Source organism: Nocardia sp. NPDC003482, from assembly GCF_053588115.1.
The window spans coordinates 110,052-133,304 of record NZ_JBSFPI010000017.1 but is presented as its reverse complement, the minus strand read 5'-3'; the positions used below and the strand labels follow the sequence as shown (position 1 = coordinate 133,304).

Genomic DNA, 23,253 nt, shown 5'->3' with positions numbered 1-23,253 from the left:
AGGAGAGTCATGACCACGCGCACCGCGGCCGACCGTCGCGCCGACGAAGTGGCGGCCTACGACGCGTACCTGGCCGAATGCCCGGCTCGCCAGCTGCTCGACCGGATCGCCGACAAGTGGGTGAGCCTGGTCGTCACCGCCCTCGCCGACGGCCCGCGCCGCTACACCGACCTGCGCCGAAGACTCGCCAGCGTGAGCCAGAAGATGCTCACCCAGACCCTGCGCAATCTGGAACGCGACGGCCTGGTGTCCCGCACGGTCACTCCCACGGTTCCGGTACGGGTCGACTACGAGTTGACCCCGCTGGGCCGCTCGCTGCTCCCGGTGATGTCCGCTATCAAGGGCTGGGCCGAACAGCACATGGACGAGGTGCTCGCCGCGCGTGACGCGTATGACGGTGTGGAACTCGCCCCGAGCGGGCACACCACAGGCTGAGCGGAAGGAGCGATCGTGACCGTTACCGCCCCGTCGGCCTCCCACATCTGGTACGCCGCCTACGGCTCCAACCTGCACGCCGGTCGCCTGGCGTACTACATCCAGGGCGGCACCCCGCCGTGGACCGCCCACACCTACCCCGGTTTCCGCGACCCCACCCCGCCCTTGCAAACCCAGCCCCTCACCCTCCCGGGCACGATCTACTTCGCCTGGCAGAGCAAGATCTGGGGCGGCGGCGTCGCCTTCTACGCCGACGAACCGCACGAGGGCTGGCCGGTGGGCGCGGCGGCCCGCGGCTACCTGCTCACCCGGGCCCAGTTCGCCGACCTGCTCCACCAGGAGATGTACCGCGTACCGGGCGAGGCCCCCGAACCGGATATCGACGAGGTATTGGCAACGGGCCGTTTGCAATTGGGCCCCGGCCGCTACGAAACCGTACTGCATGTAGGCGATTCCCAGGGCTACCCGATCGTCACCTTCACCGCTCCCTGGGACCACGCCACCGCCGACCTCACCCGCCCCTCCCGCTCCTACCTCGGCATGATCGCCGCGGGCCTGCGCGAATCCCACGGCTGGGACCACGACCGGGTCGTCGACTACCTCGCGCGACTGCCCGGCGTCCGGGGCATGTGCACCGCGGCCGACCTGGACGCGCTCGCCGAGTTACCGTGGGAATTGCCCTGAGCGGGCGGACTATTCGCGCCGCCCGGCGGGTTGACTCCGATCATGACCACCGCCTCGATACCCGCCCGCCGCGCCCTGCTGCGTGACTTCCTGCGCACGAGACGGGCGCGGCTCTCCCCGGGCGAGGTCGGTCTGCCGACATCGGGGCGGCGGCGCACGCCCGGCCTGCGGCGGGAGGAGGTCGCGGTGCTCGCCGGGGTGGGGGTGTCCTGGTACACCTGGCTCGAACAAGGCCGCGACATCACCGTGTCGGTGGAGGTGCTGGACGCGGTGGCGCGAGCGCTGGCGCTCGGCGACGCCGAGCGCGCGCATCTGTATCTGCTGGCGGGCGTGAACCCGCCACCGGTCGTCCCGGAGTTCACGGCCGAGATCGACGTCGAGGTCCGGGAGATCCTCGACGGGGAGCGGCGTCCCGCGGTACTGCGGGACCTGTACTGGAATGTGCTGGGTTACAACGACTTCGCGCGCGAGGTGTTCGGTTTCGGGGCCGGGCCGGACAACTGCTTGATCACCTTCTTCACCAATCCGCGCTACCTGACCGTCCCCGAACAGTGGCGGGCGGCGGCGCCCGGGGTCGTGGCGGCCTATCGCGCCGACGCGGCCCACGCACCCGACGATCCCGGTTTCACCCGGGTGATCGATGAACTCCGTTCCGCGAGCGTTGATTTCGCCACACTCTGGGACCGTCACGAGGTAGGCGTCCCGGCGCGGGCGACCAACACCCTCCACCATCCGGTGGCCGGTCTCCTGAGCTTCACGGCCACCACCCTGACCCCTGCCGACAACCCCACCCGGCGGCTCGTCCTCTACACCCCGCGATCAGGCACCGAGACCGCCGCCCGCCTGGAAACCCTCGAGCTTCGGCAATCCGCGTGACCGACGCCGCCGCGCGCGCGGGCCGGGCGACCCGAGCCTGGTGGTGCCACACCCACGATCACCGCGCACTGTTTCCTCCCGCCGCCCGCGCGCACGCTGAACCCATGACAGCCAATGCTTTTCGTTTCCACGACAAGACTGCCCTGATCACCGGGGGGACCAGCGGAATGGGGCTCGCCACCGCGCGCCGCCTGCGCGACGAAGGGGCGCGGGTCGTGATCACGGGCCGGGACGAGTCGAGGCTCGCGGCGGCGGCGCGGGAACTGGGCGACGATGTTCTCGCCGTCCGGGGGGACGCGGCCGACCTCACCGACCTCGACGCCCTCGCGGCGACGATTCGCGACCGGTACGGCCGTCTCGACATCGTCTTCGCCAACGCGGGCATCGGCGCGTTCCAGCCGTTCCACACCGTAACCGAGCGCGACTTCGACCGCGTCGTCGCGGGTAACGTCAAGTCCGTCTTCTTCACCGTCCAACGGATGCTCCCCCTCTTGCCCGACCACGCCGCGATCATCCTCAACGCCTCCTTCGCCGCCCACCGCGGCACGACCTCGGCCGCCCTCTACTCCGCCACCAAGGCCGCCGTCCACAGCCTGGCCCGCACCCTCGCGACAGAACTGGCTCCTCGCCGCATTCGCGTGAACTCGATCAGCCCGGGCTACACCGACACCCCGGCGTTCCGCGCGGACACCTCCCTCGAGGCCCAAACCCGCGCCGCCGCAACGGTTCCCGCCGGACGCCTCGGCGCCCCGAACGACATCGCCGCCGCCGTCGCCTTCCTCGCCTCCGCCGAGGCCGCCTATGTCAACGGCCGAGACCTCACGATCGACGGCGGCCTGACCTCCGCCCTCACGGCTCCGCTGTAACCGATGCGCGCGCAAGGAATTCCGAGAGCAACGCCACCAAGGTCTCGGGCGCATCGATCGGGATGATATGACCGCAATCCGGAATCACCTCGGTGGTCAAATCATCGGCGAGCGAACGCAATTGGTCTCCCAGCGTCCGCCCGACCGGATGGGAGCCGATCGCCAGTGTGGGCACGGTGAGGCGTGCCGAACTCGCCGCCGCGATCTGCCGGGCGCTCTCCGGCATGGCTCGGTAGTACTCGAAAGCGCTTCGTAGGGCGGCACTTCCGCGATAGGCGCGCAGGAACGCCGAACGCACCGGCTCCGGCACCCCACGCCCCAACGTCCCGGCCCGCAGGAACCACTCGATGTACTCGTCCTCGTGCCCGACCAGCACCGTCTCCGCCAGCCCGGGAACGGCGTGGAACCCGAACCACCACGGCGCACCACCCGAAAACCCTTCCGCCGCAGGCAATCCCCCCAACAGCGACTCCATCAGCACCACGCCCCGGACCCGCCCCGTATACGCCGTCAGGAACGCCGGAGGCGCCCCCGCATCGATGCCCACGACAACCGCGTCCCGCTCGCCCAACGCGTCCAGCAGCCCGACCACATCCGCCGCCACGGTCCCCGCGTCGTACCCGCCCTCCGGCCGCGAACTCGCCCCCAGCCCCCGCAGATCCGGCGCGATCATCCGATACCGCGGAGCCAACGCCCCCATCACCCCTCGCCACAACTCCCACGTATGCGGAAACCCGTGCAACAGCACCACCGCGGGCCCCCGTCCCGCGACCGCCACATTCAGCTCCACCCCATTGGTCGCGACGCGTCGCACAACCGGTTCGAAAGACATTGCCGCACCTCACTGCTGGTAACCATCGGTTACCATGAGAACTTAGGTAACGGCACTCGCCGTGCCAAGAAGGCACTTTCCGAACAGGTGGTGAGCTCGAGGTGACCGCACGCGGCGACGTCTTCGATCCGGCCTGCCCGACCCGTCGCCTGCTGGACCGGGTCGGCACGAAATGGGTGTCGATGGTCGTGAAGCTGCTCGCCGAGGCCGAACCCGACGAGCTGCGGTTCGCCGAACTGCGGCGGCGCATCCCGGGCATCTCGCAGAAGATGCTGTCGGCGACCTTGCAGAATCTGACGGCCGACGGCCTGGTCGCGCGGCGCGTCGAGCCCACGGTTCCACCGCGGGTGCACTACCGGCTCACCGATCTCGGCCGCTCCCTGGAGATTCCGCTCGCGAGCCTGCGGACGTGGGCCGAGGAGCACATGGCCGAGATCGATGCGGCCCGGTCGGGGTCAGGCGCGTAGCCGCCCGGCCAGCTCCGAGGCGAAGAAGTCGATGAAGCCCTCGGGGTCGGGTCCGGCGTTCTGGAGGACGATGTGGTCGAATCCGGCCTTGGTGTACTCGCTGACCGCCTCCACGAACGCGGACGGGTCGTTGCCGCAGGTGAACTGTTCGCGAATATCGTCCGGGCGCACCGTCTTCGACGCGGCGGCGAAGTTCACCGGATTGGGCAACTCGCTCATGACCTTCCAGCCGGTCAACGCCCAGCGGGAGGTCTCCAACGCGGCCTGCACGGCGGCGTTCTCGTCGGTCGCCCATGCCACCGGGACCTCGGCGTAGCGCGGGCCCTTGCCGCCGCTCTGCTGGTACTGCTCGACAATGTCGCCGCGCGGCTCGGTGGCGAACAGGCCGTCGCCCAGCTCGGCCGCGAGTTCGGCGGCCTGCTTACCGCCCGCGGCGACCGCGATCACCGGCGGCTCGGCGGGCAGATCGAACACCTGGGCGTCGGCGAGCTTGAGGTATTTGCCGTCGTAGGACTGATAGCCGCCCTGCCACAACAACCGGATGATCTCCAGAGCCTCGCGCAGCAGCTCGTGGCGGCCGTGCACCGACTCCGGGAAGCCGGGGCCGACCACATGCTCGTTGAGGCGTTCGCCCGCGCCGACGCCGAGGGTGAACCGGCCGTCCGAGACCAGGGCCAGCGTGGCCGCGGCCTGCGCGATGATCGCCGGGTGGTAGCGGACGGTCGGGCAGGTGACGCCCGTGGCCAGGCCGATGCGTTCGGTGCGGGCGGCGATCGCGCCCAACACCGTCCACGCGAACGGCGAATGTCCCTGATTGTCCAGCCACGGGTGGTAATGGTCGCTGATCTCCACGAAGTCGAATCCGGCCCGTTCGGCCAGCTCGGCTTGCCGGATCAAATCGGCGGGCCCGAACGCCTCCGCGGCGAGCTTGTATCCGATCTGCACGCGTGCCTCCCTCCGAGAGATGGTCCCCGGCACCGGCTACCCGGGTGCCCGGGCGGCAAACGATCGCCTCGGCACTCGTGGGTTTTCGCTCGCCGAATTCGGTCAAGATCATCTCCATGACCACGATCGCCGATCAGTTGGTGCGGATGTTGGTGCGGGCCGGGGTGCGGCGGGTGTACGGGGTGGTGGGCGACAGCCTCAACCCGATCGTCGACGCCATCCGCCGGACGGAGGGAATCGACTGGGTGCACGTGCGGCACGAGGAGACCGCCGCCTTCGCCGCCGCGGCCGAGGCGCAGATCGCCGGGCGGCTCGCCGTCTGCGCGGGCAGCTGCGGGCCCGGCAATCTGCATCTGATCAACGGCCTCTACGACGCGCATCGCTCCGGCGCGCCCGTGCTGGCCATCGCCTCGCACATCCCGTCGAAGGAGATCGGGACCGGCTACTTCCAGGAGACCCATCCCGAGCGGCTGTTCGTCGAGTGCAGCCACTACTGCGAACTCGTGTCCCAGCCCGAACAGCTGCCCCGGCTGCTGAACATCGCCATGCAGACGGCCGTGGGCCGCGGCGGGGTCTCGGTGCTCGCCCTACCCGGCGACGTGGCCGCCCGCGACGCCGCGCACCCCACTCCCCGCGCGGTGTCCATCGCCACCCCCGCGCCCGTCGTGCCGCCGCCGGACCGGATCGACGAATTGGCCCGGCTGCTGGACGAATCCGAGAAGGTGATGCTGTTCTGCGGCGCGGGGTGTCGCGACGCGCACGACGAGGTCATGCGCTTGGCCGAGACGCTGGCCGCCCCCGTCGGCCACTCGCTCGGCGGCAAGGAGTGGATCCAGTACGACAACCCCTACGACGTCGGCATGAGCGGGCTGCTCGGCTACGGCGCCTGCTACGACGCCATGCACGCCGCCGACCGAATCCTGTTGCTGGGCACCGATTTTCCCTACGACGACTTCCTGCCCCAGGCCCGCACCATCCAGGTCGACATCGATCCCGGTCGGCTCGGCAGGCATACCGCCCTGGATCTGGCCGTGCACGGCGACGTGGGGGAGACCATCCACGCCCTGCTGCCGCGGCTGCGGCCGCGCTCGGATCGCTCGTTCCTGGATCGGATGCTGCGCGAACACGAGCGCGGGTTGCAGAAGGTGGTCGACGCCTACACCCGCGACATCGAACACCACACCCCCATCCACCCGGAGTACGCGGCCGCGATCCTCGACGACGTCGCCGCCGACGACACCGTCTTCACCGTCGACACCGGCATGGGAAACGTCTGGGCCGCACGGTATCTCACCCCCAACGGCCGCCGCCGCGTCATCGGCTCGTTCCGGCACGGCAGTATGGCGAACGCGCTGCCGCACGCCATCGGTGCGCACTTCGCCGACCCCGGGCGGCAGGTGGTCTCCATCTCCGGTGACGGCGGGCTGTCCATGCTCATGGGCGATCTGCTCACCGTGGCCACCTACGATCTGCCGGTCAAGGTGGTGGTCTTCAACAACTCGTCGCTGGGCATGGTCAAACTGGAGATGCTGGTCGACGGTTTCCCCGACTTCGGAACCGACAGTCCGCCAATCGATTTCAGCGCCATCGCCGCCGGATGCGGCATCCCCTCGGTCCGGGTCGAGGACCCCGCGAAGATCCGCCCGGCCCTCACCGACCATCTGAACCGCCCCGGCCCCGCCGTGATCGAACTGATCACCGACCCCAACGCCCTGTCCATCCCCCCGAAGATCACCGCCGCCCAGGTCCGCGGCTTCGCGCTCGCGGCCGGCCGGACCGTCCTCGACGGCGGTGTCGGCAAGATGATCGAACTGGCCCGGACCAATTTGCGTAATGTTCCGCGGCCGTGACGGCGCCCCCGCGGCCACCCCGAGCGCGGGGACGCCCGTCGACTCGAATTCAGCCCACGCTGCGCGAGACCCGCGGGGTGGAGCTGTCCCCCCGCATCACGGCGTCCCACCACGAACTCAGCGGGCTGGGGTCCGGCCAGACCACCGACGTTTCCGCCGTGCCGGAATCCTGCTGGGTGTTCCTCTGGTCGATCACACTGTCCTCCTGAGCGCTTGACCTGCCCAGACTCGGGCCGCGAAGGCGCGGACGCCTTCGTCCCCGTCATACCCCCGGTGGGTGCGTCCAATCAGGGTGCGCGACAGGTGTGACCTTCGGCATGACCGAACGGCCGTGGGGTATCTCCCCGGCGTACGCGTCCGCAGCGTTGCCACAGGAGGCCGAGATGCCGGGTCGTCGCTTCGTCGCTCATGCCGCGTGTGTCGCCTTGCTGGCGCTCGCGCCCGTTTGGTCCCCCTACGACATCGTCCCGAATCCGTTCAACTGCCTGTTGAGCACGGGTTCCGCGCGGTTCTGTCTGAATGTGTAGAACTTCGTGATGTTTGACTGGTTCCCGGTTGGTAATAGCCGTGAGGCCACTCGAACGGACGGAGGAGACCCTTGGCATCGTGGGTGCCGCTGATCGCTGCCGTATTGGGCGTACTCGCCACGGCGGTATTGCTCGCCTACGGCGGATACATCGCGGACTACCGCCGCCGCGTCCGGGCGGCGTTCCGCACCGCCCCCCTCGCCGCCGACGAACCGGCAATGTCCGCCCCACCCCTATCCGGAGCCTCGTAGGCCCCACCGTTTCGGTAGCGCGGCAGGCACGTCCCTCGGTAGCGCGGCAGGCACTTCCCTCGGCCCGAACGGTCCCATCGCTTCGGCAGCGCAAGCACTTTCGCCGGACCGGCCCACCGCGGGGATATCGGCCCCCTCATCGCACCCCGATCAACCCCACCGCTTCGGTAGCGTGGTGGGTAAGGGTCGCAGGGGTGCGGCCGTGAAGGGGAGTGGGACATGGTCCAGGCCGAGGCGGTGGATCGGACCGAATTCGTCGGCGAGGATTTCCACCAGGATCCGCACAAGTACTACGAGCGCTGGCGGCAGCGCGGGCCGGTGCACCGGGTGCGCTTTCCCGCCGGGCTGCCCGCCTGGGTCGTCACGGGGTACGCCGAAGCCCGTGCGGCGCTGGCCGATCCGCGATTGCGCAAGGACGCGCGCGGAATGCGGGCCCTGTTCGACCGCAAAGGCGTTCCGCCGCGCTGGAATTCGGGATCGGTGAGCCTGTCGATCCACATGCTCAACAGCGATCCGCCCGACCACACCCGGCTGCGCAAACTCGTGAACAAGACCTTCACCCCGCGCCGGATGACCGAACTGCGCCCGCGCATCGAGGAGATCACCACCGGCCTGCTGGACGCGATGGATCGCCACGACACCGTCGACCTGCTCCAGTCCTACGCGATTCCCTTGCCCGTCACGGTGATCTGCGAACTGCTCGGCGTCCCCTTCATCGACCGCGAGGGCTTCCAGAGCTGGACCAAGGTCCTGCTCGGCGCGGCGCCGTCGAGCCCGGAGGAGATCTCCGCCGCGGCCACGAGCATGCAGGGCTATCTCGAATCCCTGGTGGCGGACAAACGCGCCCACCCCGGCGAGGATCTGCTGTCCGCGCTGGTGCAGGTCAGCGACGACGGCGATCAGCTCAGCGCGGGCGAACTGGTCGCCATGGCGTTCCTGCTGCTGGTCGCGGGCCACGAGACCACCGTGAACCTGATCGGCAACGGCACCTACGCGCTGCTGCGCGACCGCCGCCAATTCGACGCGCTGCGAACCGATCCCGAGGGCATCCCCGCCGCGATCGAGGAATTCCTGCGCTACGACGGCCCGGTCGGCTGGGCCAGCCTGCGCTACACCGTCGAACCGGTGCGCATCGCCGACCGCGAGATCCCCGCCGACGAGATCGTGTACGTGGCGCTGGCCGCGGCCAATCACGATCCGAGCCGCTACAGCGGCGCCGACCGCCTCGACATCACCGCCGACGCGGGCGGGCACCTCGCCTTCGGGCACGGCATCCACTTCTGCGTGGGCGCGCCGCTGGCCCGGCTCGAGGCGAACATCGCGTTCTCGGCTCTGCTGCACCGCTTTCCGGACCTGACGCTCGCCGATCCGGAGTTCGCCCCGCACTGGCAGTCCAGCTTCCTCATCCGGGGCATGAACGAACTGCCCGTGAAGTTGCGCGGCTGACTCATCCCGTCGTGGGCAGCCCGAGCAGGGCCTCGCGCTGCTCGCGCACGGTCTCCCGGATCGCCTCGACCACGGCCGCGACCTCCGGACGGCGCAGCGTCTCCGCCCGCGCCACCAGCCAGTAGGTCAACCGCACCGCCACCCGCTCGGGCAACACCCGGACCAGATCGGCGTGCCGGTCGGCCATGAAACACGGCAGCAGACCCAACCCGGCCGCGGCCCGCGTCGCCTCGACGTGCACGAAGACATTGGTCGAGGACACCGACTGCCGCATCATCGGCGCGAAGTTCGACGCCAGATCCAGATCGTCGACCTGCAACAGGGATTCGATGAAGTAGACCAGCGGATAACGACCCAACTCCTCGATCGTCCCCGGCATCCCGTGCTCGCCCAGATAGTCGCGCGACCCGTACAGCCCCAGACAGTAGTCCCCCAGCCGAATCGCCTGCGCGCGCAACACTTTAGGCTCCCCGACCACCACCTCGAGATCCACGCCGGAGCGCTGCACCGACGCGCGCCGGGTCGCCGCGACGATCTCCACCGCCAGGCGCGGATGCCGACGCTGCACGCGCGCGGCCGAGGGCGCCGCGATATAGGCGCTGAAACCGTCGGTGGCCGAGATCCGCACCATACCCTCGAGCGTGCGGGCGCCGTCGGCGTCGGCGGCCAGCGAACGCACCGCCGACTCCACCGCCTCCGCGGCCGCCAGCGCCTCGCGGCCCAGTTCGGTCAGCTCCCAGCCGCCGGTCACTCGGGTCAGCACCCGCCCGCCGAGCGCGTGCTCGAGCGCGGCGATGCGCCGGGAGATCGTGGTGTGGTTGAGGCCGAGTTCATCGGCGGCGGAGACGAATCGGCCGGAGCGGCCGACGGCGAGCAGAACGAGCAGATCGTCCGCGCTGGGGCGGCGGCCGAGGTCGGGCATATCTGCATTCTCGCAGACGCGGACTGCGGATCTGGGCATTGCGGGCGGCGATATCTGCACCAATACTCGGGCACATCGAGTTTTTGTGTCGGCCATCACAATTCGTTCGCGATATGGCCGAGGTCATGAAGGAGCAGTGCCATGACGTCCAGCGCAGTACCGCCGAACCCGCCCGACGCACCGGCCCCGCGCGGTCTGCGCCGGGTCGTGGCCGCGTCCATGGCCGGGACCGTCGTGGAGTGGTACGAGTTCTTCCTCTACGGCACCGCGGCCACGCTGGTGTTCGGCAAGGTCTTCTTCCCCGCGAGCTCGAGCGATCTGGACGCGATCCTCGCCGCGTTCGTCACCTACGCGGTCGGATTCGCGGCCCGGCCGCTGGGCGGGGTGGTGTTCGGGCACTTCGGGGATCGGTACGGGCGCAAGAAGCTGTTGCAGTTCAGCCTCGTATTGGTCGGCGCCGCAACGTTTCTCATGGGCTGCCTGCCCACCTTTCACCAGGTCGGATACTGGGCGCCCGCGCTGCTGGTGATCCTGCGCTTCGTGCAGGGCTTCGCGGTCGGCGGTGAATGGGGCGGGGCGGTGCTGCTGGTCGCCGAGCACAGTCCGGCGAGCAGGCGCGGATTCTGGGCGAGCTGGCCGCAGGCCGGGGTGCCGATGGGCAATCTGCTCGCCACCGTCGTGCTGCTGGTGCTGACCTCCACGCTCTCGGACGCGGCGTTTCTGAGCTGGGGCTGGCGGGTGGCGTTCTGGCTGTCGGCGGTCGTGGTGCTGGTCGGCTACTACGTGCGCACCAAGGTGACCGACGCGCCGATCTTCGTGGAGGCGCAGCGCGAAATGGAACAGCGCGCGGCGACGTCGTTCAGTGTGGTCGAGGTGCTGATGCGTTATCCCCGTGGGGTTTTCACCGCCATGGGCCTGCGCTTCGCCGAGAACATCATGTACTACCTGGTGGTCACCTTCTCGATCACGTACCTGAAGGTGCACGTCAAGGCCGATACCAAGCACATCCTGTGGTGGCTGCTGATCGCGCACGCCGTGCACTTCCTGGTCATCCCGCTGGCCGGGCGGCTCAGCGACCGGATCGGGCGGCGGCCGGTGTACCTGCTCGGCACGGTCGCGGCGGCAACCTGGGGCTTCTTCGCCTTTCCCATGATGGACAGCAAGCACAACGCGGTCATCCTGCTGGCGATCATCATCGGGCTGGTGTTCCACGCCTTCATGTACGCGCCGCAACCGGCGATCATGGCGGAGATGTTCCCGACCCGCATGCGGTATTCGGGTGTGTCGCTGGGCTATCAGGTGACCTCGATCGTGGCCGGATCGCTGGCCCCGATCATCGCGGTGCGACTGCTGGACTCGTTCGGCTCGTCGGTGCCCATCGCGTGGTACCTCGCCGCGGCCGCGGTCGTCACGGCGGTGGCCGTCGGGTTCGCCCGCGAAACCCGGGGCCTGGCACTGGAATCGGTGGATCGCGCCGACGCGGGGGCGCGGACGGGAAAGGTGGAGGTGAACGCGCGATGACGGATCTGACCGGACGGGCGGCCCTGGTGACGGGCGGGGCGAGCGGGATCGGGGCGGCCTGTGCCCGCGAACTCGCCGCCCGCGGGGCGACGGTCACCGTGGCCGACGTGGACGCGACGGGCGCGGAGAAGCTGGCCGCCGAACTCGGCGGGCGCGCGTGGGCGGTGGATCTGCTGGACGTGGCCGGGCTCGAGGATTTGCGGCTCGAGATCGACATCCTGGTGAACAACGCGGGCGTGCAGACGGTTTCGCCGCTGGAGTCCTTCCCGCCGGAGCGGTTCCGGCACATCCTCACCCTCATGGTCGAGGCGCCGTTCCTGCTGGTGCGCGCCGCGCTGCCGCACATGTACGCGCGCGGCTACGGCCGGATCGTGAACATCTCCTCGGTGCACGGCCTGCGCGCCTCGCCGTACAAGGCCGCCTACGTCACCGCCAAACACGCGCTCGAGGGACTGTCCAAGGTGACCGCGCTCGAGGGCGGCCCGCACGGCGTCACCAGCAACTGCGTCAACCCGGGCTATGTGCGAACCCCCTTGGTGGACAAGCAGATCGCCGACCAGGCCGCCGCCCACGGCATTCCCGAACGCGAGGTCGTGGAGCAGGTGCTGCTCACCGAGAGCGTGGTGAAACGGCTCATCGAACCGGACGAGGTCGCGTCCCTGGTGGGCTGGCTCGTCTCCGCGCCCGCGGGCATGGTGACCGGCGCGTCCTATGTGATGGACGGCGGGTGGACGGCCCGATGACCGACAGCCAGTGGGAGCCGACCCCCGACGAGATCGCCGCCGCGCGAGTGACCGCCTTCGCGCGCTTCGTCACCGCGCGGACCGGCCACGAATTCGCCGACTACCACGCCCTGTGGCGCTGGTCGGTCGCGGACGTGGCCGAATTCTGGGGCGCGCTGTGGGAGTTCCTCGGCTTCGGCCCCGCACCCGAACGGGTGCTGACCTCGAGGGAAATGCCGGGCGCGCAATGGTTTCCGGACACCCGGCTGAACTACGTCGACCGGGTCATCGCCCAGGCCCGCACCGACCGCCCCGCGATCGTCGGCCTCGGCGAGGACGCCCCCACCGTCGAACTGTCCTGGGCCGAAACACTCGGTCGCGCCGCCGCTTTCGCCCGCACCCTGCGCTCGCTCGGCGTCGGTCCCGGCGACCGGGTGGCCGGATATCTGCCCGACATCCCCGAGGCCGTGATCGCGTTCCTCGCCACCGCGAGCCTCGGCGCGATCTGGAGCGCCTGCGGCCAGGACTACTCCGCGCGCGCCGCCCTCGACCGCCTCGGCCAGCTGGAACCGGTCGTGCTCGTCGCCGCCGACGGCTACCGCTACGGCGGCCGCGCGCACGACCGGACCGGCGAGATCGCGGCCCTGCGCGCCGGACTGCCCGGCCTGCGCGCCACCGTCGTCGTGCGGCGGCTCGGCGCGACCCCGGTCGAGGACGCGCTCGACTGGGCGGAGGCCAGCGCGGGCGGCGGCGAATTGCGCCCGGAGCCCGTGCCTTTCGACCATCCGCTGTGGGTGCTGTTCTCCTCCGGCACCACCGGACTGCCCAAGGGCATCGTGCACGGCCACGGCGGCGTACTGCTCGAACACCTCAAGGCGGTCGCGCTGCACTTCGGCATCGGGCGCGACGACACCTTCTTCTGGTACACCAGCCCCAGCTGGATGATGTGGAACTTCCGCAACGCGGGCCTGCTCACCGGCGCCACCATCGTCTGCTACGACGGCAACCCGGCCCGCCCGCGTCCCGACGCGCTGTGGGAGCTGGCCGCGCGCACCGGCACCACCGTCCTCGGCACCAGCCCGGGTTACGTACTCGGATGCGTCAAGGCGAATGCCGTGCCGCGCGCGGACTTCGACCTGTCCCGGCTGCGCGCGGTGGGCGTCACCGGCTCCGCGCTGCCGCCGTCGTCGTCGCTCTGGCTGGGCGAACACATCGGCGCGCGCGTCCAGGTCGCCTCGATCAGCGGCGGCACCGACGTGGTGTCGGCGTTCTTCGGCGCGACCCCGACCGTGCCGGTGTGGCCCGGGGAGCTGTCCGCGCCCTACCTCGGCGCGGCCGTCGACGCCTTCGATCCCGCGGGCCGGTCGGTGCGCGGCGAGATGGGGGAGCTGGTGATCACCGCGCCCATGCCGTCGATGCCGGTCGGCTTCTGGCGCGATCCGGACGGAAAGCGTTATCGCGCGGCCTATTTCGACATGTTCCCGGGGGTGTGGCGGCACGGGGACTGGATCACGATCACCGACCGCGGCAGCGTCGTCGTGCACGGGCGCTCGGACTCCACGCTGAACCGGCACGGGATCCGCATGGGGTCGGCCGACATCTATCAGGCCGTGGAGCAGCTTCCGGAGATCGTCGAATCGCTCGTCGTCGGGGTCGAACGGCCCGACGGCGAGTACTGGATGCCGTTGTTCGTGGTCCTCGCGGCGGGCGTCGAGCCGAATGCCGCACTGCGCCAGCGCATCACCGAGGTGATCCGCACCCACGTCTCGCCGCGGCACGTCCCCGACGAGATCATCCCCGCCCCCGCCATCCCGCACACCCGCACCGGCAAACGCCTCGAGGTGCCGATCAAGCGACTGCTGCAAGGCGCGGACCCCGACACCGTCGTCGCCCGCGGCGCGGTGGACGATCCGGACCTATTGGACTGGTTCGCGGCGCGGCGACCCGCATAATCGAGGGGAAACATGGAGGTGGAACATGGAACCGATCGTGACCGTGACCGGTGGCCGGGTGCGCGGCTTCGTCCGCGACGGCGTATCCGTCTTTCTCGGCATCCCCTACGCGGCCGCGCCGGTGGGACCCGCGCGCTGGCAACTGCCGCAACCGGTTCCGGCCTGGGACGGCGTGCGCGCGGCCACCGAATTCGGCGGCACCTGCGCGCAGTCGCCGTACCCCGCGCCCATCCACGCGCTCATCGGCAGTGACGGCATCCCGGGTGACGAATACCTGAACGTCAACGTCTGGACCCCGGATCCGGGCGCGGCGGGGCTGCCGGTGCTGGTCTGGATCCACGGCGGCGCGTTCAGCCGCGGCTCCAACGCCCGCCCGATCTACGACGGCGGCACCTTCGCCCGCGACGGCGTGGTCACCGTGGCCATCAACTATCGGCTCGGCGCGTCCGGCTTCGCCGCGGTTCCCGGCGCCCCGCACAACCGGGGTCTGCACGATCAGATCGCCGCGCTGCGCTGGGTGCGCGAGAACATCGCGGCCTTCGGCGGGAATCCGGACGACGTCACCGTCTTCGGCGAGTCCGCGGGCGGCATGAGCGTGGCGACCCTGCTGGCCGCGCCGCCCGCGCGCGGACTGTTCCGCCGGGCCGTCGTGCAGAGCGGCAACGGATCGGCGGTGTGCGAGGCGGGTGACGCGGAACGGTTCGGCGGCCTGCTCGCCGAGCGGCTCGGCCTCGAGGCCAGCGCCGCCGCGTTCGGCGAGCTGACCCCCGCGCGACTGATCGAGGGGCAGAACGCGATCGCCCTCGACCTCATGCTCAACCCCGACCCCGCCCGCTGGGGCGCCTCGATCGTCGCCAACGGGCTGGGCATCCTCGGGTTCTTCCCGGTCGTCGACGGCGAGCTGGTCCCCGATCGGCCCGTGGATGTCGTGGCGGCCCAGGGTGATTCCGCGGTACCGCTGCTGATCGGCTGGAACACCGACGAGTTCCGCTTCTTCACCTTCCCCACCGGCCTGGCCGCGGGCATCACCGACGAGACCCTCCCGCTGCTGCTGCCGCGCTACGGCCTCGATCCGGCCGTCGCCGACGACTACCGCGCCAACCGTCCCGGCGCGAGCGCCGCCGACGTGTTCGCCGCGATCATCACCGACGCCGTCTTCCGCGACGACGCCACCCGCATGGCCGAGGCCAATCCGGACGCGCACGCCTACGAATTCGCCTGGCGCTCGGGCGTTCCCGACCTGGGCGCGTGTCACGTCCTCGAGATCCCGTTCGTCTTCGATCGACTCGCCGCCGCGCACGACCTGACCGGACCCACCCCGCCGCAGGCGCTGGCCGACGAGGTTCACGCCGCCTGGGTCGCGTTCGCCACCCACGGCGATCCCGGCTGGCCGCGCTACACCCCCGACACGCGGCTCGTGCGCACGTTCGACTTCCCCGAGTCCCGCACGGTCGCCGACCCGCGCGGCGACGAACTCGCGGCCCTGCGCAAGGCCCACATGCGCGTAAACCTGTGAGAATCAGCGGAAAATCATAGGAACGGCACAGGATCGCGCCAGGCTCGACGGTCACTCTGGAACCAGTACAGGTACTCGGCGACAGGAGGTGCGGACGATGGTCGAAATCGAGGTCTCCGGCACGACGGTGACGGTGCACGTGCTGGGCGCGCACCGCTTCCTGGGCCTGCGCGAGCAGATCACCTTCGACCTGAGCGAGGTCACCGGGGTCGGCCGCGCGGAGGTGGACCGGCGTCCGCCCTGGGTGCGCACGCCGGGCACGTTCTTCCCGGGCGTGATCGCCGCGGGCACCTTCCGCGGCAAGGGCCGCAAGGAGTTCTGGGACACCCTGTTCGACGGGCGCGCGGTGCGCATCGACCTGTCCGGTTCGGATCTGACCCGGCTCGTGGTCGACGTGGACGATCCCGAGGCCGTGCTCCGCACCCTGGTGTCGGCCGCCGCGCGGGCGGCCTGACGGGCCGCGTCCGTCTCACATCGTGGGAGTGTCGGGATGGTGAGGTTTGAGTACATCCCGAAAATGGTGAATTGTCGTGGTGGTCAGCCTGTTTGAATGAGCCATTATCGGCGTGTCGTGCGCGCCACGCCGACGCGACACGCGTTTTGGCAAATCTGCAGTTTCGCTCGCGGGTCGAATCGACTATTAATGTCGTGTGTCGTTTCCACCCGTGATCACGTGTGTGCCACCGCATCTCACCGGGCGGTGGTCGAGGTGACCGTCGAACACCCCATGGGAGACGAGGTCACGCAGCTGGCGAGGCGGGTCGAGAAGGCCCGCGGGCGTATGGCCTTCCAGTTCGACCCGTCGCTGACCGAGGCGCTGTCGGAGGACGAGCTCAAGGCCGAACGCGAACTCGCCGAACGGATTCGCGAACAGGAACGCGAACAGCGTTGGAAGAACGTGCAGGCGGCGGCCTCGGCGTCCGATCGCGCACGGCAGACATCCGAAGAGATCGCGAAGGCCGACATGCGAGATCTCCTGATGGCTCGAAAGGCGATCGCCGCGCAGCGGCGCGAGTCCAGCCCACATGCCAAGCTGGCCTCGCTGTATCGGCATCGGGCCTGGTCACAGCGCGCCCTCGCGGGCGTGGTGATGGCTGGCATGCTGTGGTCTGCCGTCAACGTCCAGCACAACATCGCGCCCGGCGGCCCCACCGACCCGCTCTACTGGTTCAGCTACCTGCTCGAGGCCATGATCAGCGTGTGTCTGGTCATCATCATGATCGGCACCAACAAGGTCTCCGAGTGGGGAATCCTGGAGAGCCGCAGGCAGATCGTCGTCGCCGAACTGGCGCTGCTGGCCTTGACCGTGGGCCTGAACACCTATCCGTATCTGCGCTCCGGCTCGTGGTACGACGTCGGCGTGCACGCGGTCGCCCCGATCATGGTCGGTGTCGCGCTGCTGGTGCACGATTCGGCCAGCAACCGCTACGGGCAGGCCATCGCCCGCGCCACCGATCAGGTGCAGGACCTGCCCGATCCGGCCGAGCAGATCCGGCGCACGCTGCCCACCTTCGTCAGCTTCATCCGCCAGGCCGCGCCGGACACCCGGCCGTCCACCCCGCTGCCCGCGCTGCCCACGGCCCCCGGCGAGCAGCCGCAACAACAGCAGCAGGCCGCCGCCGAGCCCGGCAAGGCCGATGTGCGCGACGCCGAAACCGTCGAGCCCATGGTCGAACCCGATATCTGGCTGCCGAAATCCTCGTCGTCGGCGGACAATTCGTCGGCCAAGAGCTGGATGTCGGACCTGAAGGACGCGCCGAAGACGGGCGGTAAGAAGCCCAAGCCGAGCGCGGAGGCCGAGGCCGACGACCCGTCGAATCTCTATGACACGGGCCAGTTCCGGATCGCGGAGACCCTGGAACAGGAGCTCGCCGAACTGCGTGCCGAACGCCGCCGCGCCCGCGCCAAGAAGCAACAGCGCGCCGGGGCGACCAACGGCGCCGGGGACGACGAATAGGTGACCCCCTCTCCGGCCCTCGGCGAAATGCCGAGGGCCGGAGTCGTTTTCGGGCTCTGATCAGGTCAGATGGTCGAAATCGCCACGGACCCAGCCGATGTAGCGGTCGGCCGAGCGGCGGATGACCGCGCGGGCGTCGGCGTCCACGACATTCGCGAAATTGTCGTAGAGCCGGTCGAAGTCGAGCTCGAGCACCGTGCGGGTCACCCGCTCGACCACACCGGCCGACAACGGGATTCGGTTCGGATAGCTCCGCATGAACGTCACCGACGTGTGATCCGGATTGGCCTGGATGGTGTCGGCGCTGAACAGCGCGCCGCGCCCCCCGGCACCCGCCGCCCAGTGCGCGACCGCGCTGCCCGGGAAGTGCCCGCCCACCTGACGCAGCGTCAGGCCGGGCGCCACCTCCACCCGGCCCGACCACGGCCGAATCACCGGATCGGGCCGGGCGATCCATTCGGTGTCCGCCTCGGCCACCAGCACCGGTACCCCGCCCAGCGCCCGGCTCCACTCGATCTGCTGACCGAAGTGATGCGGGTGGCTGGGCGCGATCGCCACCACCTCGCCCAGTTCGCGCACCCGCGCGACGGCCGCGTCGTCGACGGACCCGGGCAGATCCCACAGCAGATTCCCCGCGGGCGTGCGAATCAGGTGCGCGCGCTGGCCGATTCCGAACTTCGGCTCGACGGTCAGTCCGAACAGGTCGGGTTCGAGTTCGCCCACCCGGACCCGGTGCCCGGCCGCGACGACGTCGCCGAGCGTGCTCCAGTGCTGGCCGTCGGCGGGCATCCACTGCCGTTCGTCGGCGCAGATGCGGCACACGCGCGCCGCCTCCTCGTGCTCGACGGCGCAGGTGCTACAGATCTTCCACGTCATGGGTTCACTGTCGCACGGCGTCCCGCACGAAGCCGTCGGCATCGCGCAGGAGTCGCCGGGCCCGTTCGGCGTCGGAGCCGGTGAGCTGCATGACGATGGCCGTCTTGGAGTTGCCGTCGGCCGCGTCGAGCAGGGCCGCGGCCGTCGCCGCGTCGACGCCGGTCGCCTCGGCCACGATGCGCAGCGCGCGGTCGCGCAGCTTGGTGTTGGACGGATGCAGATCGACCATGAGATTGCCGTACACCTTGCCGGAGCGGACCATCACCGCGGTGGAGATCATATTGCACACCAGCTTCTGCGCGGTGCCCGCCTTGAGCCGGGTGGAACCGGTGAGAACCTCTGGGCCCGTGGGGATTTCGATCGCCACGTCGGCGTGCTCGCTCAGCTCCGCGTCCGGATTGCAGGAGATCGCGACCGTGCCCGACCCGACCGACCGCGCGTACCGCAACGCGCCGATCGCGTAGGGCGTGCGCCCGCTCGCGGCCAACGCGATCACCACGTCGTCCGGGCGCAACTCGATCGCCGCGAGATCGCGCACCGCGAGTTCGGCGTCGTCCTCGGCGCCCTCGACCGAGCGGATCAGCGCGGTGGGCCCGCCCGCGATCACGCCGACCACCTCACCCGGATCGGTGCCGAAGGTCGGCGCGCACTCCGCGGCGTCGAGCACGCCGATCCGCCCGCTGGTGCCCGCGCCCACGTACAGCATTCGCCCGCCCGCGCGCCGGGCCGCGACGATCCGCTCCACCGCGGCCGCGATCCGCGGGATCGCGCCCGCCACCGCCTCCGGCACCGAGGCGTCGGCGGCGTTCATGGTGCGCAGCAACCGTTCGACCGGCATGGTGTCCAGGTCCGCGGTCGACGGATCGGTCGCCTCGGTGTCGAGGGTGGCGAACTCGGACAAGGGGGCCTCCTGGTTCGGCTACGGTTCTCTGCTCCGGCGGTCGATCACGGCGTCGTGGGTGCGGCGCAGCGCCAGCCCCGCGGCCGGGGTGCGTTGCAGCACACCGATGTACAGCGCGTCGACCACCAGCAGCTGACTCATCCGGCTGGCCATGGCCGCCGAGCGGAAACCGTCCTCGCGCCCGGCGACCAGGATCGCGTGCGTCGCCGCGCGGGCCAGCCGCGACTGCGGGCTCGCGGTGACCGCGACCGTCCGGGCCCGGGTGCCCACGCGGCGCACGGCCTCCACGATCGCGGCGGTCTCGCCCGAATGGGAGAAGGCGATCACCACGTCGTCGGCGTCGAGCAGGCTGGTCTGCACCAGCGCGTCGTCCTCGGAAGTGCTTGCCCGGCACCACTTTCCGATGCGGGTGAGCTTCTGCTCCAGATCGGTGGCGACCAGCCCGGACGCGCCGATGCCGAGCAACTGGATCCGGCGGGCCGCGACCAGCGACTCCACCACCGCCGTCAGGGTCGCCGGATCGGCCAGATCCGCCGTGGCCACCATGCCCTCGGTCTCGAAGGCGCTGAGCTTGTGCAGCACCTTGCCCAGCGGGTCGTCGGCGACGATATCGGTGGCGAAGACCGGGGTCCCGCCCTCGCCGCCGACCGCGGCCAGGGCCAGGCGGAGCTGGGGATAGCCGTCGTAGCCCAGGGTCTTGGCCAGGCGCACCACCGCGGAGGTGCTGGTGTCGGCGCGCTCGGCGAGCTGGTTCACCGTGAGCTGCGCGGCGCCGGGCGGGTCGTCCAGGATCACGCGGGCCACGCGCAATCCGGTCGGCGTCAGCCGCGGCATCGCCGTCAACAGGCGAGTGCGGACGTCGTCATCCTCAGCCATGGTTCACCAGTTTGCCTCTACGGGTCGCGCGGGAGTCGGAGCGGGATGCAGTCGGCTGGCCAGCCCGCCCACCGCGAGGGTGACCGCCACCCCGATCGGTACCAGCCATTGCGCGGCGATCGCCTTGTGCGTGGCGACCCCGTCGACGGTGACCTCGATCTTGATCACCCGGACCACGAACGTCATCACCAGCACGGTCGCCACGAACGCCGCGATGGCGTCGATCTGGTTGGCGCGCTTGACGAATCGGCCCAGCACGAACGCGCCCAGCAGCGCGCCGTAGGTGTATCCGGCGATGGCGAGCGCGGTCAGGTAGACGTTGCCGGTGGTGGTGCTGAAGGCCATGGCGAACACGGCCATCAGCACCGCCCACACCAGCGTCATGACGCGGGCCAGACGCAGCATGGTGGCGTCGGGGAGCTCGCGGGTCGAGAAACTGTGCACGATATCGGCGACGGTCGAATTGGCCATCGAGTTCAATGCCGCCGACAATGAGCCCATCGCCGCGCCGAGGATTCCGGCGACCAGCAGGCCCGAGATCACGACGGGCAGCCCGTGCAGGATGAAGTCCGGGTACAGGTTGTCGGCGGTGGCCAGGCCGAGTTCCTTGGGGGTGCGGCCCCCGTTGTAGGCCCACAGCAGCGCGCCGACGAGGGAGAAGGCGGCGAACTGCACGGCGACGAAGACCCCGGAGCCGATCATGGCCCGGCGGCTGTCGGCGAGCGAGCGGGTGGCCAGGATGCGTTGCACGATGAGCTGATCCGACCCGTGCGAGGCCATCGAGAACAGCGCGCCGCCGATGATCGCCGTGGGCAGGGCGAAGCTGCTGGTGAGGATGTGTCCGAGCGCGAAATCGGTGTCGAAGACGCGGAACTTGCCCGCGTGATAGGCGTCGGCCCAGCCGGCGGCGCCCACGTGCCCGGTGAGCACGCCGATCGCGATGAGCGCGCCGACGAGGTACAGCCCCATCTGCACCGCGTCGGTCCAGATGACCGCCTTGATGCCGCCGAGGTAGGTGTAGAGCACGGTCACCAGCGTCAGCGCCGCGATGATCACGTCGTAGCCCAGCCGCACCCCGAATTCGGCCAGCAACAGGTGCAGCGGGATCGCGGAGGCGAACAGCCGCACGCCCTCGGCGAGCAGCCGGGTGAACACGAAGGTCACCGACGCCACGCCCTGGAGATACCGCCCGAACCGCAGCCGCAGGTATTGGTAGGCGCTGACGAATCCGCCGCGCTTGTACAGCGGGATGAGCGCGAAGGCCACGATCGTGCGCCCGACGATATAGCCCAGGGCCAGTTCGACATTCCCGAAGCCCTGATCGGTGTACGCCCCGCCCGGGATGGAGATGACGGTGAGCACGCTGGTCTCGGTGGCGACCACCGAGAAGCACACCGCCCACCACGGCATCCGGCCCTCGCCGACGAAGTAGTCCCCGCTGGACCGCTGCCGCCCCGACCGCCGCAACCCGATCCAGCCCACCACGACGAGGTAGACGACGATGACGGCGACATTGAGTGCGTTCATCGTGACTCCCCGGTGGCAGAACAGACTGCTGGGTAATTCTCATTTGAACTATGTGTTCTGTCAATAATTGTCACGCCGGATCACCAATTTCTCCACGGCGGTCGCGGTGTCGAGCGCCAGCAGCGCGGCCCCGTCGATGGGCGCGCCGAGCGGTTCGCGGCGCTGCACCCGCCGCGCGATGGCGGTGTCGAGCGGGTTCAGCAGCGGCGCACCGAGATTGGTGAGACCCCCGATGATCGCGCACGGCACGGGGTCCAGGTCGCAGTGCTCGGCGGCGGCGTGCACGGTGGCGGTCAGATGGCCGACGGCCGTGGTCATGATGTCGGCGGCCACGGCGTCGGTATCGGCGGCGGCCGCGACGACCGGGGCGAACCGGGCGGTGAGCAGGGGCGGATTGTCGTGGCGGCCCAGCACATACGGCAGTTCGGTGAGCGGTACGCCGTACTCCTCGACCGCCTCGGCCGCCAGCACGGTGTGCGGACCGCGCCCGTCGAAGGCCCGCAGCGCGGCGCGCAGCCCCGCCGACCCGATCCACGCCCCGCCGCCCTCGTCGCCCAGAAACGGACCCCATCCGTCGATCCGCACGAGTTCCCCGCCCGTGCCGACGACCGTGGCGACCACCCCGGTGCCGAGGGTCAATACCACCCCCGGATGTCCGCCGAGCGCGCCGACGTGGGCGGTGACGGCGTCGGAGGCGACGGCGACGGCCGCCACGCCCGGAAGTTCGACCAGCCGATCGGCCAGTTCCACCGCCGCCGTCGGCGCGGACCACGCCCCCGCCGCCCCCACCGCCACGGTCAAACCCGTTGGCGCCCCGTCGATTCCCGCGATGATCCGCTCGATCGCCCGAAACGCCGCGGGCCCACCCTCCGCATCGGCGAGCCCCCGCGTCCCCGCCGCCGTCGTGGCCCGCACCTCCCGCCCGCCGACGCGCAGGGAACTCCGACAGCTCGTCTTCCCCAGATCCACAGCGAGCACCGCCCGCCCGGAGGGCGGATCGCCAGCCGATAGCCGAGCGTCCGATTCGCCCCGCCTGCCCCCGCTTTCGGCCCCCTCGCCCCCGAGTTCGTCACGAACCATCCGGTACTACCCCCCAGCGGGCGAACACCGCCCCTAACGCGATCAACACCGCCAGCACGATACTCGAGATCCGCTCCCGGCACCGGCTGGACAGGCCATTCGACCGAGATTGCTACGTGGTGTCTGACAATCGGGTTCACACACAACGTGGAGCGCGGCACGGTCGAGCGGGCCATGTGTCGACTATGGCCTCGGATAGTTCCGGTGTAAATCGTTCGAAGAGC

Annotated in this window: 24 protein-coding genes; 15 read left to right on the top strand and 9 right to left on the bottom strand. The window is 70.1% G+C overall.

What is annotated here, in order from left to right:
* Window positions 1-9 precede the first annotated feature (9 nt).
* From ACWDSJ_RS25675 to ACWDSJ_RS25660, 4 genes are all read left to right on the top strand, one after another.
* Complete coding sequence (locus ACWDSJ_RS25675; RefSeq protein WP_387369084.1) at window positions 10-435, top strand: winged helix-turn-helix transcriptional regulator; 426 nt, start codon at window positions 10-12, stop codon at window positions 433-435.
* A 15-nt stretch (window positions 436-450) separates the two neighbouring features.
* Window positions 451-1,119, top strand: coding sequence for a histone deacetylase (locus ACWDSJ_RS25670; RefSeq protein ID WP_450034804.1), 669 nt, complete (start codon window positions 451-453; stop codon window positions 1,117-1,119).
* 42 nt (window positions 1,120-1,161) lie between these two features.
* Complete coding sequence (locus ACWDSJ_RS25665) at window positions 1,162-1,995, top strand: helix-turn-helix transcriptional regulator (protein WP_450034803.1); 834 nt, start codon at window positions 1,162-1,164, stop codon at window positions 1,993-1,995.
* Between the two features lie 104 nt (window positions 1,996-2,099).
* Window positions 2,100-2,861, top strand: coding sequence for a glucose 1-dehydrogenase (locus ACWDSJ_RS25660; RefSeq protein WP_450034802.1), 762 nt, complete (start codon window positions 2,100-2,102; stop codon window positions 2,859-2,861).
* Here the strand turns inward: ACWDSJ_RS25660 and ACWDSJ_RS25655 are convergent.
* Complete coding sequence (locus tag ACWDSJ_RS25655; protein ID WP_450034800.1) at window positions 2,845-3,693, bottom strand: alpha/beta fold hydrolase; 849 nt, start codon at window positions 3,691-3,693, stop codon at window positions 2,845-2,847. The genes ACWDSJ_RS25660 and ACWDSJ_RS25655 overlap by 17 nt on opposite strands.
* Window positions 3,694-3,794: 101 nt before the next feature.
* Between ACWDSJ_RS25655 and ACWDSJ_RS25650 the strand changes: the two genes are divergently transcribed.
* Complete coding sequence (locus tag ACWDSJ_RS25650; RefSeq protein WP_450034798.1) at window positions 3,795-4,160, top strand: winged helix-turn-helix transcriptional regulator; 366 nt, start codon at window positions 3,795-3,797, stop codon at window positions 4,158-4,160.
* Here ACWDSJ_RS25650 and ACWDSJ_RS25645 read toward each other — a convergent pair.
* Window positions 4,149-5,105 carry a TIGR03557 family F420-dependent LLM class oxidoreductase gene (locus tag ACWDSJ_RS25645; protein WP_387369759.1) on the bottom strand — a complete coding sequence of 319 codons (957 nt, stop codon included), beginning with the start codon at window positions 5,103-5,105 and terminating at the stop codon, window positions 4,149-4,151. The genes ACWDSJ_RS25650 and ACWDSJ_RS25645 overlap by 12 nt on opposite strands.
* A 110-nt stretch (window positions 5,106-5,215) precedes the next feature.
* Here ACWDSJ_RS25645 and ACWDSJ_RS25640 point away from each other — a divergent pair, with 110 nt between their 5' ends.
* Window positions 5,216-6,955, top strand: a complete 1,740-nt coding sequence (locus ACWDSJ_RS25640; RefSeq protein ID WP_450034899.1) for a pyruvate dehydrogenase — start codon at window positions 5,216-5,218, stop codon at window positions 6,953-6,955.
* A gap of 49 nt (window positions 6,956-7,004) precedes the next feature.
* Here the strand turns inward: ACWDSJ_RS25640 and ACWDSJ_RS25635 are convergent, their stop codons facing one another.
* On the bottom strand, window positions 7,005-7,151 hold the full coding sequence (locus ACWDSJ_RS25635; RefSeq protein ID WP_387369761.1) for a hypothetical protein: 147 nt from the start codon (window positions 7,149-7,151) through the stop codon (window positions 7,005-7,007).
* 121 nt (window positions 7,152-7,272) lie between these two features.
* On the opposite strand from ACWDSJ_RS25635, the gene ACWDSJ_RS25630 reads away from it, so the two are divergent.
* The 3 genes from ACWDSJ_RS25630 (at window position 7,273) to ACWDSJ_RS25620 (ending at window position 9,179) form a co-directional block, all read left to right on the top strand.
* A complete protein-coding gene (locus ACWDSJ_RS25630) occupies window positions 7,273-7,482 on the top strand; it encodes a hypothetical protein (RefSeq protein ID WP_450034795.1) in 210 nt (69 codons plus the stop codon).
* A 71-nt stretch (window positions 7,483-7,553) separates the two neighbouring features.
* Window positions 7,554-7,733 (top strand): hypothetical protein, encoded by a 180-nt coding sequence (locus ACWDSJ_RS25625; protein WP_387369765.1) that lies wholly within the window; start codon window positions 7,554-7,556, stop codon window positions 7,731-7,733.
* 219 nt (window positions 7,734-7,952) lie between these two features.
* Window positions 7,953-9,179 (top strand): cytochrome P450 family protein, encoded by a 1,227-nt coding sequence (locus tag ACWDSJ_RS25620; protein ID WP_450034792.1) that lies wholly within the window; start codon window positions 7,953-7,955, stop codon window positions 9,177-9,179.
* Window position 9,180: 1 nt separating this feature from the next.
* On the opposite strand, the gene ACWDSJ_RS25615 is transcribed toward ACWDSJ_RS25620, so the two are convergent.
* Window positions 9,181-10,101 (bottom strand): LysR family transcriptional regulator, encoded by a 921-nt coding sequence (locus ACWDSJ_RS25615; RefSeq protein WP_450034790.1) that lies wholly within the window; start codon window positions 10,099-10,101, stop codon window positions 9,181-9,183.
* A gap of 141 nt (window positions 10,102-10,242) precedes the next feature.
* Here ACWDSJ_RS25615 and ACWDSJ_RS25610 point away from each other — a divergent pair, with 141 nt between their 5' ends.
* The 6 genes from ACWDSJ_RS25610 to ACWDSJ_RS25585 all read left to right on the top strand — a co-directional run bounded on the left by ACWDSJ_RS25610 (window position 10,243) and on the right by ACWDSJ_RS25585 (window position 17,769).
* The gene (locus ACWDSJ_RS25610) at window positions 10,243-11,622 is read left to right on the top strand and encodes an MFS transporter (RefSeq protein ID WP_450034788.1); all 1,380 of its coding nucleotides are present in this window, start codon (window positions 10,243-10,245) and stop codon (window positions 11,620-11,622) included.
* Window positions 11,619-12,365, top strand: a complete 747-nt coding sequence (locus ACWDSJ_RS25605; protein WP_450034786.1) for a 3-hydroxybutyrate dehydrogenase — start codon at window positions 11,619-11,621, stop codon at window positions 12,363-12,365. The genes ACWDSJ_RS25610 and ACWDSJ_RS25605 overlap by 4 nt, the downstream gene beginning before the upstream one ends.
* Window positions 12,362-14,296 (top strand): acetoacetate--CoA ligase, encoded by a 1,935-nt coding sequence (locus ACWDSJ_RS25600; protein WP_450034784.1) that lies wholly within the window; start codon window positions 12,362-12,364, stop codon window positions 14,294-14,296. Before ACWDSJ_RS25605 ends, ACWDSJ_RS25600 begins: the two co-directional genes overlap by 4 nt.
* 25 nt (window positions 14,297-14,321) lie before the next feature.
* Window positions 14,322-15,812: a carboxylesterase/lipase family protein gene (locus ACWDSJ_RS25595; protein WP_450034782.1), complete on the top strand. Its 1,491-nt coding sequence runs from the start codon at window positions 14,322-14,324 to the stop codon at window positions 15,810-15,812.
* Window positions 15,813-15,909: 97 nt separating this feature from the next.
* A complete protein-coding gene (locus ACWDSJ_RS25590; RefSeq protein ID WP_450034780.1) occupies window positions 15,910-16,266 on the top strand; it encodes a hypothetical protein in 357 nt (118 codons plus the stop codon).
* A 255-nt stretch (window positions 16,267-16,521) separates the two neighbouring features.
* Complete coding sequence (locus tag ACWDSJ_RS25585) at window positions 16,522-17,769, top strand: hypothetical protein (protein ID WP_450034778.1); 1,248 nt, start codon at window positions 16,522-16,524, stop codon at window positions 17,767-17,769.
* Window positions 17,770-17,829: 60 nt separating this feature from the next.
* Here ACWDSJ_RS25585 and ACWDSJ_RS25580 read toward each other — a convergent pair whose 3' ends face one another.
* From ACWDSJ_RS25580 to ACWDSJ_RS25560, 5 genes are read right to left on the bottom strand one after another with little or no spacing between them, the layout of a single operon-like run.
* Entirely contained in the window at window positions 17,830-18,645 is an 816-nt protein-coding gene (locus ACWDSJ_RS25580; protein ID WP_450034777.1) for a hydrolase, read from the bottom strand.
* A gap of 4 nt (window positions 18,646-18,649) precedes the next feature.
* Window positions 18,650-19,546, bottom strand: coding sequence for an N-acetylmuramic acid 6-phosphate etherase (gene murQ / locus ACWDSJ_RS25575; protein ID WP_450034775.1), 897 nt, complete (start codon window positions 19,544-19,546; stop codon window positions 18,650-18,652).
* A gap of 18 nt (window positions 19,547-19,564) precedes the next feature.
* Window positions 19,565-20,422 carry a MurR/RpiR family transcriptional regulator gene (locus ACWDSJ_RS25570; protein WP_387369788.1) on the bottom strand — a complete coding sequence of 286 codons (858 nt, stop codon included), beginning with the start codon at window positions 20,420-20,422 and terminating at the stop codon, window positions 19,565-19,567.
* A 3-nt stretch (window positions 20,423-20,425) separates the two neighbouring features.
* Window positions 20,426-21,949, bottom strand: coding sequence for a sodium:solute symporter (locus tag ACWDSJ_RS25565; RefSeq protein ID WP_450034773.1), 1,524 nt, complete (start codon window positions 21,947-21,949; stop codon window positions 20,426-20,428).
* A gap of 60 nt (window positions 21,950-22,009) precedes the next feature.
* Complete coding sequence (locus ACWDSJ_RS25560) at window positions 22,010-22,918, bottom strand: N-acetylglucosamine kinase (protein WP_450034771.1); 909 nt, start codon at window positions 22,916-22,918, stop codon at window positions 22,010-22,012.
* Between the last annotated feature and the right edge of the window lie 335 nt (window positions 22,919-23,253).